We start from the raw sequence: 19,338 nt of genomic DNA, 5'->3' as shown, positions 1-19,338 counted from the left end.
CTTTCGCCAATTGACGCGCTTCTTCGTCGCTCATGTGCTTCCAGAAGTCAACGCCCACATACTCTTTAATCGCATCAACCATATGAAGTCGTTTCCATGATGGCGTCAAATCTACTTCATGTTCTCCATATTGGATTTTTGTCGTTCCAAGCACTTCTTGAGCAATATGCGCAATCATATCTTCTGTTAATTTCATAATATCAGTGTAATCAGCATAAGCCTCGTAAAGCTCAAGCATCGTAAACTCTGGATTATGACGTGTTGAAATACCTTCGTTTCGGAATACACGACCGATTTCATATACTTTCTCTAATCCACCCACAATTAAACGTTTTAAATGTAATTCGATCGCAATACGCATATACAATGTCATATCTAAAGCGTTATGGTGCGTAATAAACGGACGGGCTGCAGCTCCTCCGGCAATTGAGTGCATCATCGGCGTCTCTACTTCTAAATACCCTTTTTGATCTAAATAGCGACGCATTGATTGAATAATTAAACTGCGTGTAATAAACGTTTTTTTACTTTCTGGATTCATAATTAAATCGAGATAACGTTGGCGGTAGCGTTGCTCGATATCTTTGAGCCCATGATATTTCTCAGGGAGCGGGCGCAACGATTTCGTCAACATTTCATACGAGTGTACCTTGATAGACAATTCTCCCACTTTTGTTTTGAATACTGTTCCTTGTACACCGACAATATCTCCTAAATCTGACGTATCAAAAATTTCATACTGCTCTTCACCAACATCATCTTTACGCACATAAATTTGAATTTGTCCCGTCAAATCTTGAATATGCGCAAATCCCGCTTTCCCTTTGCCTCGTTTCGTCATAATTCGACCGGCAATAGAAACTTGAACTTGTTTCTCTTCAAGTTCTTCTTTTGATAAATGACCGTATAACGCAAATAGTTCTTCTGCTTTATGTGTGCGTTCGAACCGTTTTCCAAATGGATCGATCCCTTTTTCACGCAACTTATGTAACTTTTCACGACGAACTAATAGCTGATCATTTAATTCCTCATGCGACATAACGAATTCACTCCAATAACCGTTTATTTTTTAAGAAATACTGCCAGCATGAGCTGACAGTATGTTTTACGATTCTATGACAACATGTTGTTCTTTTGCTTCAACTTCCTCCACAAAACTCATAAGCAACGTCACGAGTTCATCACGCGTCTGACATTCATTTATCGCATTGCGAACTTTGGCATTTCCACGAATACCTTTTAAATACCAAGCGGCATGTTTACGCATCTCTTTTACAGCGATATATTCATTTTTCAAAGCGATTAAACGATCCAAATGTAAAATACACACTTCGATTTTTTCACGTACAGACGGTTCCGGGATAAGTTCACCCGTTTCTAAATAACGAACGGTACGATAAATCATCCATGGGTTACCGAGAGCAGCACGCCCAATCATGACGCCATCGACGCCTGTTTGTTCTAACATTCGTTTAGCATCTTGAGGGGTCTGGACATCACCGTTACCGATAACGGGGATACGAACCGCTTCTTTCACTTGCTTAATGACGTTCCAATCCGCTTTTCCTTCATACATTTGTACGCGCGTTCGGCCATGAACAGCAACCGCTTGTCCACCTGCCCGTTCTACCGCCTGAGCGTTTTCGACAGCATAAATATGATTTTCATCCCAACCGATTCGCATTTTTACTGTGACAGGCTTCTCCACCGCATCGACGACGGCGGCTACCATGTCGTAAATTTTATTTGGATCTAACAACCACTTTGCTCCCGCGTCACACTTCGTAATTTTCGGAACAGGGCATCCCATGTTAATATCGATAATATCGGCGTTCGTATGTTGATCTACATATTTAGCGGCTTGTACAAGCGTCTCTTTTTCCCCACCAAAAATTTGCAAGCTCAATGGTTTTTCACGCTCGTCAATATAAAGCATGCCCATTGTTTTTGGGTTATTAAATAAAATCGCTTTATCGCTAACCATCTCTGCACAAACAAGTCCTGCGCCAAACTCCTTTACAGTTAGACGAAATGCTGAATTACATACCCCTGCCATCGGTGCAAGTACAACAGGGTTATTAATTTGTACATTTCCGATTTTAAACATCAAATCCCCTCCTTTCCCAATAATTGTTCTTCCACTTCTTCGCGGCTTTTCCATATACGAACACCCTTGTCCGATAACTGCTCCACATACGAACGTAAAGGACGTTGAACAGATGGAATAATTAAAGATTCATCTATTTCAAACAACGGGATTAATACAAACGCCCGTTCAAACATACGCGGATGCGGAATAATAAGTTGTTCTGTCTCAATATTTTCATGATTATATAGCAAAATGTCAAGGTCTAACGTCCGCGGCCCCCAACGAACTTTCCGCTTACGGCCAAACATTTTCTCGATGTTCATTGTCGCTGTTAATAAAGCTAGCGGGGATAGTGATGTACTGACTTTCACAACCATATTTAAAAAACACGCCTGATCAACGTATCCAATAGGATCTGTTTCATAAACGGAAGATGTCGCTAAAACAGAAATACATTCATGGTCATGTAACGCTTTCACTGCTTGAAGCAAATATGCAAAGCGATCCCCTATGTTTGATCCTAACGCAATATAAGAAATATGTTCCATTTCTAACGTCCTCTCGTAATTTCAACCGCCACATAAGCATAATGACCTTTAATTGGTGGATTAGGCTTTGTCACCTTCACTGTACACGATGACGCTGTTTCATACGCGGATAAAATTTGCTCAGCAATCTGCTCTGCTACCGCTTCAATAAGTCTAAAAGGCTTGCCTTCAACGATGCTTTGACATATGTCGTATATATGCGCGTAATTAATCGTTTCGCTCAAATCATCAGTAATGCCAGCTCTTTGTAAGTTCGTTTCGATTGTGACGTCAACATAAAAACGTTGGCCAAGTTTATTCTCCTCCGGAAACACCCCATGATAACCGTAAAATTCCATTTGACTAATGTGAATTTTATCCCGCATTTTCTTCACCTTTTCCAAGCATCGCATCCATCATTTTAGCCATTCGAGCAATCGGTAAAACATCGTGCACACGAACAATGTGCACTCCTTTTGCAATGCCGAGGCAAACTGTTGCTCCTGTCCCTTCTACTCGTTCATGAACGGGTAAATCAAGCACATGTCCGATAAATGATTTTCGCGATGTTCCTAACAAGATCGGATACCCGAGAACCGAAAATTCATCCAACCGACGCATCACTTCCAAGTTATGCTCTACTGTTTTAGCAAACCCGATCCCTGGATCGATAATAATTTGTTCGTCTTTCACACCAGCTTGTTTGACTATATCAATACTTTCTTTTAAATCGTTCATCATATCCGAAATGAGATCTTTATAATGGCGATCGCAACGATTATGCATTAATACAATAGGTACACCATAGTAAGCGGCTACTTGAGCCATATTGGAATCTGCCTTTGCTCCCCAAACGTCGTTAATCACTGTCGCGCCCGCTTCAATGGCTTGTTTAGCTACTTCTGCTTTATACGTATCAATCGAAATGGGTACATTCACCGCTTTAGCAACCGCTTCTACAATCGGGATGACGCGACGCAATTCTTCTTCAAGTGATACTTTTTCGGCTCCAGGGCGGGTGGATTCTCCCCCAATATCAATGATATGTGCTCCTTCAGCGACAAGTTGCTTCGCACGCTCAACAGCCTGCTCTACATGATTATATTTTCCGCCATCAGAAAAGGAGTCAGGAGTGGCATTTAAAATGCCCATAATAATCGTATTCTTTCGCAAGTCTAACTTATATGTTCCACAATATATAACATCCATCAATGAACGTACCCGTCCTTTCTTTCATACCTTGTCCATAAATGTGTAGTAAAAAAGGCGTACGCACGTTGGAGACGGCTCGTCATTTCCCCACATTTCCCGGGATATATATCACCATCCAATCGACAAACCGGCACGATTTCTTGAATGGAGTTTGTTAAAAATATTTCATCTGCTTCTTTCAGTTGTTGTAGCGAGTAAAATCCTTCTCTCACACGAACACCCCACGAGCGCAACAAATCGATCACAAACAATCGCGTTATACCGTTTAAAATACCGGTTTCTACTGAAGGAGTATACACGATGCCATCTTTCACCCAAAAAACGTTAGAAACAATTCCCTCTGCGACAAATCCGTCTTGTGTAAGGAAAATACCTTCCACGTGTGCATCTTTGCCGATTTCCCACTTACCTAAAATATTGTTCAAATAATGGTGTGACTTCAAACGGATATACCCTTCTGGTGTATTTCTTCTTATTCGTAACGTTTGGCAAACTTTTTCCTCTGCAAACGTCGGAACAGGTTTCATGTACATAATAACCGTTGGCGCTGTGTATTTATCCACTTGTAACCCCACATCACCAACACCAGCCGATATATTTAAACGCACATATGCATCGCGATAACCGTTTGCCTCCAACAGTCGGGAGAGAATATGCATCACTTCGTCCCGCGTTATAAAAAACGAGATGTTTAACATATTTAACCCATCGTGAAGGCGCGTTAAGTGATCATCAAGCAAAAAAGGATGTCCATCATATACGCGAAACGTTTCAAATAAACCGAGTCCATACATAAACCCGTGGTCAAACGCGGAAATGCGTGCCTCTTCCTTTTTTACGATTTGCCCATTGATATAAATAAACATGCAACATCACTTTCGTTTGTATAATGTAATAAAATTTTTAAGCATGTCTAAACCATATTCCGTCATGATCGACTCAGGATGAAATTGAACCCCCTCAATCGGCAGCGTTTTATGGCGAATGGCCATAATTTCTCCTTCATCTGTCCACGCAGAGATATCAAAACAATCGGGCAATGTTTCCCTTTTTACAATTAATGAATGATAACGCGTGGCTGTAAAGGGGTTGGGAATTTGAGTAAAAATCGTCTTGCCATCATGAAAAATCGACGATGTTTTGCCATGCATTAAACGTTCGGCCTGAACAACTTCTCCACCAAACACTTGGGCAATCGACTGATGGCCAAGACATACACCAAAAATCGGGATTTTCCCTGCGAAATATTCAATGGCTGCCATGCTAATACCCGCTTCATTCGGACTGCAAGGACCAGGTGAAATCATCAAAAAGTGGGGGTGAAGTTGTTCAATTTGAGCAATCGTTATCTCATCGTTTCGTTTAACAATTAATTCTTCCCCTAATTGCCCTAAATATTGAACGAGGTTATACGTAAATGAATCATAGTTATCAATCATTAAAATCATTTGGCTCACCTCATGCTTAATTGTACATACTCTTCTTCACTCAACTCTTTTGCTTTCCATAACGCAAATGCTTTCTTTAAACATTCTTTATACTCATGTTCCGGTTGTGAATCAATGACAATCCCTGCTCCTGCTTGCACATACGCAAGACCATCTTTTGCAATCATTGTCCGAATTGCAATGTTCAACTCCATATCACCATCAAATCCAATCCACCCGATTGAACCAGTGTAGATGCCACGTCGAACAGGCTCTAGCTCTTCAATTATTTCCATCGTTCGTACTTTTGGTGCCCCTGTGATTGTTCCACCTGGAAAAACGGCTGATATAACATCAAATGCATCTTTTCCTTCCGCGAGCTGCCCAGAAACATGGGAGACAAGATGCATGACATGAGAATATTTTTCAATGACCATAAACTCATCCACTTTTACCGTTCCATATGCACATACACGTCCAAGGTCATTCCGCTCTAGATCGACGAGCATTAAATGTTCGGCACGTTCTTTTTCATTTGCTAATAATGATTGGGCAATTTGATCATCTTCTTGAATCGTTTTGCCACGTGAGCGTGTTCCTGCGATCGGACGCGTACTTACATACTTTCCTTTCTTTTTCACAAGTAGCTCCGGAGAACCGCTTACGATTTGAAATTCAGGGAAATGCATATACGCCATATACGGTGATGGATTTAATGTGCGCAATTTTTCATAAATCGTAAACGGATGTGTAAGTAACCGTTTCGATTGTCGTACAGACAAGTTCACTTGAAAGACATCGCCTTGCGCAATATACGTGCGCACCTTTTTGACAGCTTCCATAAACTGTTCTTCACTCATTGACACCGCTTCTTCTTTTTCGTAGTTCGGAATAAACGGGCGGGAAACGTCGGAAAAATCAGTTGTCCATAGTTGTTCGTATCGCTCGAGACGTTCGTTCGCTTGTTGCTCTTCTCCTTCTACATAATGAGTGATGAAATAAAGAAAAGATGCATGATGATCATATACGAACACATCATCAAATACTAAAAAATATAAATCAGGCATATTTAAGTCATCACATGCAATCGAAGGAAGCTTTTCAATATAGCGAACGCAATCGTAACTGATATAGCCAATTGCTCCACCTTGAAAATCTGGCCCTTCTTCTAATTTTTCTATTTCCCACTGACGGAACCATTTCTTTAGCGATTGCAATATATTCCCTTCAAACGTTTCTGTACGATGCTTCTGCCAAACCGTCAATTTATCATCTTTACCAATAACGACTGCAAATGGTTGTAAACCGATTATGCTATACCGGCCGTCTCGCCCACTTTCAAGCAAAACATGGTGCAACTGTTTTCGCGATAATGCTTTATATTGCGAAAACCAATCACGTTGTGCGTATGTGATCTTTTTGATCATTGTTCGTCGCCTTTGTTTGTTCAAAGATGTCCCCCCTCTTCATCAATCCATACGCTTATTGTACAACGAACATGTAGAAACAATCACGAAAAAAAATTCGGCAAGAATGTCCTTGCCGAATTATTCTTCAAATTGATATAACGGTGTGCTCAAGTAACGTTCACCGTTACTTGGAATAATCGCTAACACTTTCTTTCCTTTTCCTAATTTTTTCGCTACTTGTAACGCGACATGAATGGCTGCACCTGATGAAATACCACCTAAAATCCCTTCTTGACGAGCAGCTAGACGAGCAGCTGCAAACGCTTCTTCTGTCTTTACAGTAACGACTTCATCATAAATGGATGTATTTAAAATATCAGGAACGAAGCCGGCTCCAATTCCTTGAATTTTATGTGGACCTGGTTTTCCGCCGGAAAGCACTGGAGAGTCTGCTGGTTCAACAGCATAAATTTTAATGTTTGGATACGCTTGACGCAACACTTCTCCTGCTCCTGTAATCGTTCCACCTGTTCCAATTCCGGCCACAAATGCATCGAGTTGATCGCCCATTTGCTCAACAATTTCTTTTCCTGTTGTTAAACGATGTACTTCTGGGTTCGCTTCGTTTTTAAATTGTTGCGGCATAAAATAGCCGTGCTCTTGTGCGAGCTGCTCTGCTTTTTGAATCGCACCTCGCATTCCTTCACTTCCTGGCGTCAGCACAAGCTCTGCCCCGTAAGCGCGAAGCAAGTTGCGGCGCTCTAAACTCATCGTATCAGGCATAACAAAAATCGCTTTATATCCTTTCGCAGCAGCAACCATCGCTAAACCAATTCCCGTATTTCCGCTTGTCGGTTCAATGATCGTGTCACCAGGCTGAATTTTCCCTGCTTTCTCGGCTGCTTCAATCATCGCTAGCGCAATACGATCTTTCACGCTGCTTCCTGGGTTCATAAACTCTAGCTTCAAGTATACATCTGCGCTATCGTGATCAACAATGCGGTTTAATTTAACTACCGGTGTTTGACCAATTAACTCTGTAATAGATTGTACTACACGTGCCATTTCATCCACCTCTAATCCCGAGTATTTTTATAGAATTTGTAACCAATTTATCAGTTATTTTCGAAATTGTCAATCATTTTGTTTTGCTAATTTTTTTAATTCCTCAAGATCTTCGGCTGAAAACGTATACGTTTCATTACAAAAATGACAAGATGCTTCCGCTTTTCCTTCTTCATCAATCATTTGCTGAATTTCTTCCACCCCTAAGCTAATAATCGCATCTGCTACCCGCTCACGTGAACAACGACAAACGAATGATACAGGCATCGTTTCAAGAATTTTTACATTTTGTTCTCCGCCGAGTAGCGCATGTAAAATTTGTTCTGGTGTTAAACCACTTTCAATCATTTTTGAAATCGGTGGAATGGTAGTTAAATTTTTTTCAATGTCTGCAATGGTTTGTTCTTCTGTACCCGGCATCAGTTGCAAAATAAAACCACCAGCCGCCAATATCGTATAATCCGGATTGACTAGCACACCAACTCCAACGGATGATGGCGTCTGTTCAGAGGAAACGAAATAGTATGTAAAATCCTCACCAAGCTCCCCAGACACGAGCGGAACTTGTCCTGTAAAATAATCGCGTAATCCTAAGTCTTTCACAACAGTTAATGTTCCATTCGTTCCAACAGCTCTAGCAACATCGAGCTTCCCGTTTGCATTTAGTTCAAAGTGAACATGCGGATTGGATACATAACCACGTACATGCCCTTTGGCATTGCTATCGACAAGAATATGACCAATAGGGCCACCACCTTCAATTTTAATTGTAATTTGACTATCTCCTTTTAACATCGCTCCCATCATCACACCCGCTGTCATCGCACGACCTAGTGCTGCGGATGCTGTTGGCCACGTTTGATGTCTTCGCTGCGCCTCCCGTACTGTTTCTGTTGTGCGCACCGCATACGCTCGCACTTGACCATCGTATGCTAGCGCTTTTACTAAATAATCTGCCATAGTTGTCACGAAACTTACGCAAGGAAGCCCCTGCCTTTAGGCACGGGGAGGAATTGCACCTTACGCAAGTTCCGCCACCCCCTTTCCATAAGCATATCCGTCAAATCGCTGAATGACTTGGACATATCTATAATTTATTCCTTGTGCGATACGCTTTCCGTCCTTGCCTTTAATATCGAAACTTCCAGTCTTTCTACATGCGACTTCGCCAAACCAAACGCCTTGATATTTCCCTCTTGGGACAACAGCCTTAACCATGTCCCCTGTTTGAAAACCAAAGAAGAATTTTTGTCTTGCAAGATAACCTCTTGGGAAGCCATATCTATCTAGGTTTGTACGAGAGCGACTACCACGCCCTTTTGCCTTGATAAATAACACTTCTTTTGTTTTGAAATATAAGTGATTTGTTGTGCTTTCGCCTACACAACAAGCGTCAAAATAATGTGTTTTCGGCAAGTCTAAACGAATACGATTCATTTTTGTTCGTGCACCTGTTCCACACTCGACATCTAATCCTGTCTGCTTTAACACTTCATACACTTTCCATCTTGTCGAGTTGATAGCACTTGTATCCTTTAATGTTTCTTTGACTTGCTTTTGAATGTGCGGATACCCGAATTCTTCTGCTGTCTTACTTCCTTTGCGCTGATTACAGTCATGACAGGCAAGACATAGGTTATCCACTCGGTCTGTTCCACCTCTCGATTTTGGAATGATATGCTCCACTTCAAGTGGAACATTTTCTTTTCCGCAATAACAACACTTCCGCCCAAACTTTTCAAGCAAGTATTCTCTTACTTCGTATCCTTGAAGCGTGCCTTGTTGATACTCTACACCATTGATTTCAGGATTTCGCATGAGTTGCGTGTCGAATTTGGCATTTTCGTATGATATATACCCAATGGGGCATAACTTCTTTAGGCGGTTAACCCATGTTTGGATATTTTGCACACGACTCTCTAGTGATGACGGCAACCACCCCTCCTTTCGCTTGCGGTTCAGAAAGCGTGGTTTTCTGTATCTTGTTTTTCGATTTCGTCTTGCTCGACGAAAAGCACGCCTTTTATCTATTCTTTCCTTGATGTCTGTGCGATGGTCAAGTTGCCCTAACCATACCACTTCTTGTCCTCGCAAAATCGCTAATCCTGTATGTCTACTTCCATAGTCGATTTTTAGCCGATATGTTGTTTCATTTTCTGATTCGTCCACTGATTTTTTCAAGATAATGGTAAATGGGAATCGTTTGTAAATCGCCGCCTTCCCTTGTTTCAACAGCTTTCTCGCAACTGCTTCGTGACAAGGTGCAAGCGGACGTTTGTTTGTGTCTAACACAAAAACCATAGGGTATTCCCCTTTCCTCTGCATAAAGCAGGTCATATTCTCCTCGACCATGTTATAGATGCTTGTTATGTGCAAGACACTAGCGCTACCCACCACGCTTGTTTAACCTTGCACGACAGAGGAACGGGCTGGAGAAGCACCCGAACGTGTCATGACATCTATAACGTAGGCTCTGTTTCAAGCCTTGGTCTGGTCAACATGGGGCTTACAAGCCCATGACTTTAGTCATTGGGTTGTTGACCTTTCTTGTTTCGTTCATATAACAATTGTAATCCTTTTAATGTTAAAAACGGATCAACAATATCAATGATATTCGATTCATGGGCAATTAAAGATGCTAACCCACCTGTTGCAATGACTTTTGGAGGAACGGCACTTTTTTCTTTCATTCGTGACACAATGCCCTCCACTTGTCCGACATATCCGTATAAAATTCCTGCTTGCATCGCACTTACCGTATTTTTTCCAATAATGTCATCCGGACGAGCAATTTCAATACGCGGAAGTTTAGCTGCTCGAGAATAAAGCGCTTCCGTGGAAATTGTAATCCCTGGGGCAATAGCCCCTCCCATATATTGCTTATGCTCATTAATATAGCAGTATGTTGTCGCTGTACCGAAATCGACAATAATAAGCGGTGCGCCGTACAAGTGGATACCTGCCACAGCGTTGACAATCCGGTCCGCTCCGACTTCTTTTGGGTTGTCATACTTAATATTCAATCCCGTTTTAATGCCCGGACCTACAATGAGCGGTTTAATATGAAAATATTTTGTACACATGCGCTCTAATGCAAACATAATCGGTGGCACAACGGAAGAAATAATAATGCCGTCAATGTCAGAAAAACGCAATCCGACATCTTGTAATAACATTTTTACGATCATTCCGTATTCATCTTCCGTTTTGCTTCGGCTCGTTTCAATGCGCCAATGAAACTTCAACTCGTCTCCGTCATACACACCTAATACAGTATTCGTATTTCCAACGTCTAATACAAAAATCATCACTCATCCCCACTTTTTCACCATTTGTTCCTTCTTCATCATATCACACTCGGTTAAGCGGACGGTAAAAAAAGATGCCTCTTATGAAAAGAGACACCTTTATTCTTCTTTTTTCGTTTGGATATTTACTTTTACTTCCTCTTGTTTATTGTCATTGCGGTTTGGTAACGTACCATGTTCGAACAAATGTTTAATTTGCTCTGCATCAAGTGTTTCCACTTCAAGCAACGTATTGGCAATCAGATCCAACTTGTCGCGGTTTTCCGTTAGTAAGCGTTTCGCTTTTTCGTAACATTCTTTAATAATGCGTTGCATCTCAAGGTCAATTTCATATGCAATTTGGTCGCTATAATTTTGCTCATTATGCAAATCACGACCTAGGAACACTTGAGCATGAGACTGACCAAACTGCATTGGTCCAAGCTTATCGCTCATTCCAAACTCCGTAACCATGCGACGAGCAATGCTTGTTGCGCGCTGGAAGTCATTATGCGCTCCTGTACTTACTTCGCCAAATACGATTTCCTCAGCCACACGTCCGCCAAGAAGCCCTGTAATTTTATCAAGCAGCTCTGGTTTCGTCATAAAATAACGGTCTTCTTTCGGTAACATGACTGCATATCCACCAGCTTGGCCACGTGGCACAATCGTTACTTTGTGGACCATTTCCGCATCCGCAAGCACCATGCCAATGACTGTATGACCTGCTTCGTGATAAGCAACAATTTTTCGCTCTTTTTCAGAAATGACGCGACTTTTCTTAGCAGGACCAGCAATGACACGATCCGTTGCTTCATCAATATCGCTCATATCAATTTTTTTCTTGTTCCGTCGAGCAGCAACAAGGGCAGCCTCATTTAATAAGTTTTCTAAATCAGCACCAGAAAAACCAGGCGTACGCATCGCAATCGTCTTTAAATCAACTGACTCATCGAGCGGTTTGTTGCGTGCATGCACACGAAGAACAGCTTCACGTCCTTTCACATCTGGACGGTCAACCGTAATTTGACGATCGAAACGACCAGGACGTAAAAGGGCAGGGTCTAAAATGTCCGGACGGTTTGTCGCAGCGATAATAATAATTCCTTCATTTCCGCCGAATCCATCCATTTCAACGAGCAATTGGTTTAATGTTTGCTCCCGTTCATCGTGACCTCCACCTAAACCAGCACCACGTTGACGTCCCACTGCATCAATTTCATCAATAAAAATAATACAAGGGGCGTTTTTCTTCGCAGTTTCAAACAAATCACGTACACGCGAAGCACCAACACCGACAAACATTTCAACGAAATCTGAACCACTAATAGAGAAAAACGGTACACCAGCTTCTCCAGCAACCGCTCTCGCTAATAACGTTTTTCCTGTTCCAGGTGGTCCGACGAGAAGAACACCTTTTGGAATGCGAGCTCCGAGTTCCACAAACTTACGAGGATCTTTTAAAAACTCGACAATTTCAACAAGTTCTTGCTTTTCTTCATCCGCACCGGCAACGTCTTTAAAACGAACACGCTTCTTATCTTCATTATACAGTTTCGCACGGCTTTTGCCGAAATTCATCACTCGGCTGCCGCCACCTTGTGCTTGATTTAATAAAAAGAAGAACAAAATAAAAATGATGATAAACGGAATAATGGACGTGAAAAACGTCACCCATCCGCTCGTTTCATCCGCAGGCAACACTTCTACTTTCGCCTGTTGTGCGGCTTCGTCAATGCGCTGAAGAATTTGCGGACTGTTCGCTACGTACGTCGTAAAAAATTGTCCTTCAGCATACGTTTTTAATTGTCCGCGAATTTCATAAACGCCTCGCTCTGGCTTCAACGAGACGTACTTTACATCACCGTTTTCTAGATGGGTAATGAACGCATCGTACGTCATCCGCTCTGCACGTTGATTGCCGCCATTTAAAAAGCTCACAACACCAATGACGACAAGAAAAATGAGTAAGTAAAAAATTGTATTACGGAAAATGCGGTTCATCTCCTACCTCCTCCCACACTTAAAACACGCTATAGTCAATAGTATCATAGAAAAACGTTCCAAAACAAACGATGTGCATGAAAAAATTATTTACTGTATACTTCTGGTTTTAACACACCGATGTACGGAAGGTTTCGGTATTTCTCACAATAGTCTAACCCATAACCGACAACGAATTCATCTGGAACGATGAAACCGACATAATCAGCTTCAATATTTGCTTTTCGACCAGACGGTTTATCAAGCAAAGTCACGATTTTAATCGATTCTGCTTTGCGATAACGGAATAAATCTGCTAAATAACTTAACGTTAACCCGCTATCAATAATATCTTCAATGATGAGAACATCACGACCTTCAATCGATGTGTTTAAGTCTTTTAAAATTTTCACCTCACCCGATGACACCGTTGCATGACCGTAACTTGATACGTCCATAAAATCGATTTCTAAATATGTATCGATATGCTTAATCAAGTCTGCCATAAACGGCATCGCGCCTTTTAGTACACCAACCAAAAGCGGAAAGCGTCCTTCATATTCTTTCGTCAATAATGCTCCTAGTTCTTTTACTTTTTGTTGAATTTGTTCTTCTGTAATTAAAATTTTTTCCATATCTTGATGCATGCCCATATTCTTTCCTCCTACTATCATTCATTGCTTTTTATAGTGTAATACAATATAGCGATTTTTTGTAATATTTGTTGCTGTGTAAACAGATTTCTTTACACCAGGAATCCATATGATGTTCCCGCTCGCATCTTCGACAACTGGCCACTGCGCTCGTTCGTTCGCTGGAATTTTTTCATCAATAAAAATACGAGATATTTTTTTCGCATGTTTCATTCCTTTGACTTTCATGCGATCTCCACACTTTCTTGTTCGCACACGAAGAGGCAACATTAATTGATCAGCCTCAATGACTATATGATCATCGTCTTCAATGAAAGGATAGCGATCAACAAACTGACTGATAAGTTGACATCCGTTTGGTAATACGATCGTATCGGGAACATGGAAAAGAAACTCATATTCGCTCGTCTGTCTCTGCTGAAACGTAAATATACACACCTCATATTGACGAATAACTTTTAATCCGTTCGGAAAATGAAGCATACCTGAAGGATGTTGCCGTTTTAAAAATTGTAACGCTTGGTTGATATGTATAGAAGACAATGACGATGGGACGTTCCCATAAAGATAGTTTAATATTAGTTGAATCCCTCGTCTTTGTAAAGGTTTTGGCATGCGTATGAACGGAGGAATATCGACATGAATCCCTTCTTCTTGTTGATGAACAACGCGTTTCAACTCCTCTTTTGTCAGTTGCTCTAAAAATGCTTCATCTTCGCTCATCATCTCACTAAACTGTTGAATATGCTCATGAACGCGAATATTTTCCCGCTTGAAAAAAGGCAAGACGAAATGACGGAAACGGTTGCGCGTGTAATCATCCTTTTCGTTGCTCGGATCGTGCCGAGCATGCAATCCATTTTGTCGACAATACTGTTCAATTTGCCTTCGATCGATGCATAAAAACGGTCGAACGATATAGCCACTGCCAAATGGGCGCTTTACGGGTATCCCTGCGTACCCTCTTGTCGTACTTCCGCGTACTAATCGCATAAGCACCGTTTCAATTTGGTCATCGCCGTGGTGAGCTAAAGCGACACAATGTGCGTGATGTTTGTACATAACTTGCTCAAAAAAGGTGTATCGACAATCACGGGCTGCTTCTTGCACACCCTTTCCTGTTCGTTCCATATATGCAGGAACGTCTAATTGTGTCGCCTCACATATAATACTATGTTGTTCGCAAAAATGTTTCACAAAATGCATATCTTCTTCTGATTGTTTTCCCCGCAACATATGATCGACATGTGCAGCAACAAGTTGAATATCGTAACGCTCTCTTTCACTCCATAAGAAATGAAGCAACGCTAATGAGTCCGGACCGCCTGACACGCCAACAACAACAGTTGTACCACGCTCAAGCAATTGATGCTTTTCGATAAACTCATGCACAACTTCTAGCATATTCTCCCTCTCGGTTAGTAGTGTCGTTTTTTACAATCGTATCATATTTTATTGCCCGTACTCAAAACGAATGCGGAAAAATTAAAGAATTTGAACATACAAATAAACAACATACATAAATAAAAGGCACACAAACAAAAGCATCGTCTCTAATACATGAAATTTTTTCTTCCTTTTTACACGCACCGTTCTCTCTTCGCGCTTTTCTTTCTTTGCAGACGGTCGTTGCATACATTGTAGCAAATCTTTCCTCATTTCATGAGCGCTAGTGTACTTTCCATCCAGTGCACACCATAATATTTCCGCATATTTTTTCAAATAGGGGTGAGAGGAGATCATAAGACGTAGCTGCTCTCGGCCATTTTCCTTTCTTTCAAATCGTTTTGGATAGCACATATTAATCATAATCATCGCCACCGCAAATAAATCATACGACGGCTCGGCTTTTCTTGTTCCCATACCCCAATAGCCACGATCAAAAAACTCTGTAAACTCTTTAATGGCTCGTCCGCGAATGGTTGTGCCACCCACATCAATTAATCGCACTTTCGGGACCGTCCCGGAAACAATTAAATTGTCTGGTTTTAAATCACCGAATACCCACCCTTTTTCGTGCAACTTATGCAAATCGCCTAACAACTGCAATATAATGACGATGATCCAATCTTTCCCCCGTTTTTGAATAAAAGTTAACAAATCATCCCCTTCAATATATTCCATTACATAAAATGAATAAATTCTTTTTTCTTGCGGATGAAACCAATCGTCTACGTCTAATAAACAAGGTCCGAGGGCAACTCCCTGGACCTCTGAAAATCGTTTCAACACATTTACTTCTGACATCATCGCTGTTGATTGATTGCTTATTTTTAGCGCCACAAACGTCCGTCCTTCTCTAGCCAAATAAACAACCCCATTTGCTCCTTTACCGAGTTGCTTTATCATTTCATAACGACGTTTATGCCACTTCCCTTGTATAACTGTTCCCGTTGGAATGTTACATAGATTGTTCGATGTATACATCGTCATCACCATCATGCGTAAACAAACTTTTTAATGAGCGTCTTTTTTGGAATTGTTGTAGCGCCTCGCGAATAGCTGGACCGGTCGGTGTAATTCCCCCGGATGTTAGTTTTGGAAACACACTTGAAATGGACTCCATTTTCGGCGTCCAATCTAGAATACGATCTACCTCTCCTTTTTTCCCGGGAAATACAAAAACAGAAAACTCATTATTTCCCAAACGAGCATTCAAACTGATCGATAAGTCTAATAACGCTTCTTTTACCGTTTGCAACTTTGTCTTCATACTTCCACTTGTGTCTACTAATATTAAAACTTGCAAGTTAACAGTTTCCCCTAACTCCTCAACAACTTCCATCACTTCTCCCCTTTTTTCTGGCGGAAGCTGTTCAATGGAAGCCTGGGATCCTAAAATTTGTTTTAACTCCCGATTAATGACGCCTTGCAACGTCTGTGTCATTGCTTTTCTTGTGACCATTTGTACCGTTTGTGATAACTGTTTAGCGTATACGACTTGACTAATTCCTCCACCTGATTGTGCGATTCCTTCAATTTCCCGTAATCCTTGCTCATCAATGATGTCTTGATCAAGAACACCGATTACATTAACCGTAATCCCTTGTTCTTTCGCTAATGCCGCCATAGCAATTGGATCTTCACCATGATTAGAACAACCGTCTGTGATTAATAAAATTTGACGCAACGTTCCTTTTCGCATACGTTCATCCCCTCCGAAAAAAGTAGTATACTCCCATCATCGACGTTCAGAGGGGATTTTATACCTTTATTTCATATATTGATATGCCGGAATGACTGCCCATTTCGGTGTATTATGTTTAATTCTCGCCACAACAATCGTCATATCATCTTCGATTTCTCCACCGTTGACACGAATGACTTCTTCTAAAAGCAATTCAGATACTTCTTGCGGATCATTCGTTTTTAATTCTTTAATTTTTCGTTTTAGCCATACATCATGATTTTCGATATGCGAAACCCCATCAAAAATGCCGTCACTCATCATAATGAGTAAATCTCCTGCCTTTAATTGCTCTTCAATCATTTCAAACTCTACCCCAGTAATAATTCCTATCGGCAAATTGCTCGATTCGATTTTCATCACGTTATTTCCACGTTTAATAAAGCTTGGAGATGAGCCAACTTTTAAAAATTTTGTTGTTGCATTTTGCAAATCAACAATGGCTAAATCGAGCGTTGAAAAAATTTCTTCTGTCGTTCGCAACGCCAAAATAGAGTTGATCGATTTAATCGCAATTCGTTCCTCAATTCCCGATTGTAAAATTTTTTGTAATAGTTTGAGCGTTTCTTTACTTTCATAATGCGCTCGTTCCCCATTCCCCATCCCGTCACTAATAGCTAACGCATATTTTCCACCACCAATTTCCATCATCGCATAGCTGTCACCTGAAATAAATCCGCCCCCCTTCGCAACGTACGCAACGCCTGTATCAATAACAAACGCTTTTGAAGAACTGAAAGCAACCCGACAGTCCCCGTTCGGATAGACAGAGCACTCTTCTTTTTTTACAATAATCGTCTCACCTAAAATATCAGACAGCATTGGTGCAATCAGTTTTTCACATTCCCCCCTTCCGTCGCAATATGGAACAACCATCTCAATATCAACACTTCCTTTGTCTAAACTATAAATTTCAACATCGTTCACATCGACACCGAACTGTTGAAGGGCGTGCAAAATTTGTTCTTCTTGCACATAATAATTTTCACGCTCTTTTTGAATTTCTTTCGCAAAATCTTCCATCACTTGTGATACACCTAATAACTGTTCTGCCACAAGTCTTCTACTTTCTTTCATTTGTTGCTTTAATTTTTTATTCGCTTTATAAAACGACACATCTTTCTCGATAATTTGAACAACTTTATTTGCTTTCACACAATGTTTATCCCATTCTCGCAACAATTTTGCATTCGTTATTTGATCATTTTCGCTTGCCTCTTGCATAATTTTTTTCATGTAGTCATATGTTTTATCGAAGTGGTTAATCCAACATTGATCTTTCTTAAAACACGTTTGGCACGTTTTAGCAGCTACATCACTTAAAAAGTAATCAATTTCACGTTCTTCCTCCTCTTCGTGCGTAAGTACACCATAGGAAGAGAAACTTTTTGATAACGCTTGAAACACATGAGAAAATTGTTCCACTCGCTGAGCGGTAACATCGCGGATTTTTCGCACATATTGTTGTTGCTCATTCGTATGTTCAACCGTCCCTGGCACATATTTCGCCATTTTACTCGTCAACGCTTGTGGGGTTATAAGAAAAAGTAAAACGGCTAATAGCGACTCCACGATATTCGGGACAATATCTGCGATCCCTTGACTATAAAGGGCAATTAACAATGTCGCGACAACAAGACCAAGAGAAACGCCTATTTTTTTCCCTTCCTTCAAAAGCCCTCCAAGCAACCCAGAAAAAGCTAGTAAGCTCATTTGATATAAATTCGAGACGCTCGCTAAGCTTAAAATAAGTCCTGTAACAACGCCGACTGTTGAACCAACGGTCGCACCAGCTACAAAAGCAAACAACAACAATACATAGCGCGATGCAACATGTTCTAACGAAAGATCATAAATTGACCAACCAACCATTCCCGTCAGCATAGAAGAAATAAGAATGACGAAAGAAATGACTTCTTCTGGTTTTAACGTTTGCTTATATTTTTGATGATCAAACAATGGCACGCTTTGTAAAAAAATGAGCGTTAAAATTGAGCCAAGTCCCGCTTCAATAAGCATCGTCATTCCCTCGTATATCGTCCATTCATGCCCCCACGTATAAATCATGCCTGTTTTCGCGAAAATGGAGGCAAAAAACACGACAACGGGCAATCTTTTCGGCAGAGCATCAATCCAGAAAAATAGACGATAAAAGATGAGAAACATCACGATCGAAGCAACGATAAATATAGAAGTGTAAAAAGAGACGGTCAACGATCCTGCAAATAAAGCAATAAATACAAAACCTAACTTATCGCGTCGAAGTAAATAAATTGCTGCAAAAAAAGGCAAAGCAAACGGTGTCATCTTTGTTAAAATGAAAGCTCGTCCAAGCAAAAAACCGATAACTAGAAATAAAAACCCTTGTTGAAATAATAAATGACTGAATCGAACTGTAAACCGCTGAAGCCATTGTGACGCCGTCGTTTTCGTCCCACTTAAAGGTACTTCCGCCATTTGATTGATTAACTTCCGTTCCACTCGCTCCATGTTCATCCT

At 40.9% G+C, this 19,338-nt stretch carries 17 protein-coding genes and 1 pseudogene (1 of these 18 running past the window's edge); all 18 read right to left on the bottom strand.

What is annotated here, in order from left to right; all coding sequences use genetic code 11:
• On the bottom strand, positions 1-1,039 hold the 5' portion of the coding sequence (lysS, locus tag NSQ23_RS00435) for a lysine--tRNA ligase (protein WP_004888614.1). It extends 446 nt beyond the left edge of the window; only the first 1,039 of its 1,485 coding nucleotides appear in the window; it begins with the start codon at positions 1,037-1,039; the stop codon falls past the left edge of the window.
• Positions 1,040-1,105: 66 nt separating this feature from the next.
• On the bottom strand, positions 1,106-2,107 hold the full coding sequence (gene dusB / locus NSQ23_RS00430) for a tRNA dihydrouridine synthase DusB (RefSeq protein ID WP_004888612.1): 1,002 nt from the start codon (positions 2,105-2,107) through the stop codon (positions 1,106-1,108).
• Positions 2,107-2,637 carry a 2-amino-4-hydroxy-6-hydroxymethyldihydropteridine diphosphokinase gene (gene folK / locus NSQ23_RS00425; RefSeq protein WP_004888610.1) on the bottom strand — a complete coding sequence of 177 codons (531 nt, stop codon included), beginning with the start codon at positions 2,635-2,637 and terminating at the stop codon, positions 2,107-2,109. Before folK ends, dusB begins: the two co-directional genes overlap by 1 nt.
• Positions 2,638-2,639: 2 nt before the next feature.
• Positions 2,640-3,002, bottom strand: coding sequence for a dihydroneopterin aldolase (gene folB / locus NSQ23_RS00420; RefSeq protein WP_339172214.1), 363 nt, complete (start codon positions 3,000-3,002; stop codon positions 2,640-2,642).
• Positions 2,992-3,825, bottom strand: a complete 834-nt coding sequence (gene folP, locus NSQ23_RS00415) for a dihydropteroate synthase (protein WP_339172211.1) — start codon at positions 3,823-3,825, stop codon at positions 2,992-2,994. Before folP ends, folB begins: the two co-directional genes overlap by 11 nt.
• Positions 3,825-4,694, bottom strand: a complete 870-nt coding sequence (pabC, locus tag NSQ23_RS00410; protein ID WP_004888601.1) for an aminodeoxychorismate lyase — start codon at positions 4,692-4,694, stop codon at positions 3,825-3,827. The genes folP and pabC overlap by 1 nt, the downstream gene beginning before the upstream one ends.
• 6 nt (positions 4,695-4,700) lie before the next feature.
• The gene (gene pabA / locus NSQ23_RS00405) at positions 4,701-5,276 is read right to left on the bottom strand and encodes an aminodeoxychorismate/anthranilate synthase component II (protein ID WP_064214527.1); all 576 of its coding nucleotides are present in this window, start codon (positions 5,274-5,276) and stop codon (positions 4,701-4,703) included.
• 5 nt (positions 5,277-5,281) lie between these two features.
• Complete coding sequence (trpE, locus tag NSQ23_RS00400) at positions 5,282-6,682, bottom strand: anthranilate synthase component I (RefSeq protein WP_339174200.1); 1,401 nt, start codon at positions 6,680-6,682, stop codon at positions 5,282-5,284.
• Positions 6,683-6,802: 120 nt separating this feature from the next.
• Positions 6,803-7,729 (bottom strand): cysteine synthase A, encoded by a 927-nt coding sequence (gene cysK, locus NSQ23_RS00395; protein ID WP_339172207.1) that lies wholly within the window; start codon positions 7,727-7,729, stop codon positions 6,803-6,805.
• A gap of 69 nt (positions 7,730-7,798) precedes the next feature.
• Positions 7,799-8,689, bottom strand: a complete 891-nt coding sequence (gene hslO, locus NSQ23_RS00390; RefSeq protein ID WP_004888596.1) for an Hsp33 family molecular chaperone HslO — start codon at positions 8,687-8,689, stop codon at positions 7,799-7,801.
• A 60-nt stretch (positions 8,690-8,749) separates the two neighbouring features.
• Complete coding sequence (gene iscB, locus NSQ23_RS00385) at positions 8,750-10,030, bottom strand: RNA-guided endonuclease IscB (RefSeq protein WP_339174197.1); 1,281 nt, start codon at positions 10,028-10,030, stop codon at positions 8,750-8,752.
• Between the two features lie 221 nt (positions 10,031-10,251).
• On the bottom strand, positions 10,252-11,037 hold the full coding sequence (locus NSQ23_RS00380; protein WP_004888593.1) for a type III pantothenate kinase: 786 nt from the start codon (positions 11,035-11,037) through the stop codon (positions 10,252-10,254).
• 99 nt (positions 11,038-11,136) lie between these two features.
• Complete coding sequence (ftsH, locus tag NSQ23_RS00375; RefSeq protein ID WP_064213884.1) at positions 11,137-13,020, bottom strand: ATP-dependent zinc metalloprotease FtsH; 1,884 nt, start codon at positions 13,018-13,020, stop codon at positions 11,137-11,139.
• An 86-nt stretch (positions 13,021-13,106) separates the two neighbouring features.
• Positions 13,107-13,652: a hypoxanthine phosphoribosyltransferase gene (gene hpt / locus NSQ23_RS00370; protein WP_064213885.1), complete on the bottom strand. Its 546-nt coding sequence runs from the start codon at positions 13,650-13,652 to the stop codon at positions 13,107-13,109.
• A 21-nt stretch (positions 13,653-13,673) separates the two neighbouring features.
• On the bottom strand, positions 13,674-15,056 hold the full coding sequence (tilS, locus tag NSQ23_RS00365; protein ID WP_064220681.1) for a tRNA lysidine(34) synthetase TilS: 1,383 nt from the start codon (positions 15,054-15,056) through the stop codon (positions 13,674-13,676).
• Between the two features lie 81 nt (positions 15,057-15,137).
• A complete protein-coding gene (locus NSQ23_RS00360) occupies positions 15,138-16,091 on the bottom strand; it encodes a protein kinase (RefSeq protein ID WP_064220683.1) in 954 nt (317 codons plus the stop codon).
• Positions 16,054-16,809: pseudogene (locus NSQ23_RS00355) on the bottom strand (VWA domain-containing protein); the annotation flags it as partial. The pseudogene NSQ23_RS00355 and the gene NSQ23_RS00360, both read right to left, overlap by 38 nt.
• A gap of 54 nt (positions 16,810-16,863) precedes the next feature.
• Positions 16,864-19,329: a stage II sporulation protein E gene (spoIIE, locus tag NSQ23_RS00350; protein WP_004888574.1), complete on the bottom strand. Its 2,466-nt coding sequence runs from the start codon at positions 19,327-19,329 to the stop codon at positions 16,864-16,866.
• Positions 19,330-19,338 lie beyond the last annotated feature (9 nt).

Source organism: Anoxybacillus sp. FSL W8-1294 (genome assembly GCF_037965005.1).
In the GTDB taxonomy this organism is placed as follows: Bacteria; Bacillota; Bacilli; order Bacillales; family Anoxybacillaceae; genus Anoxybacillus; species Anoxybacillus flavithermus_G.
This window is presented reverse-complemented; position numbering and strand designations above follow the sequence as displayed.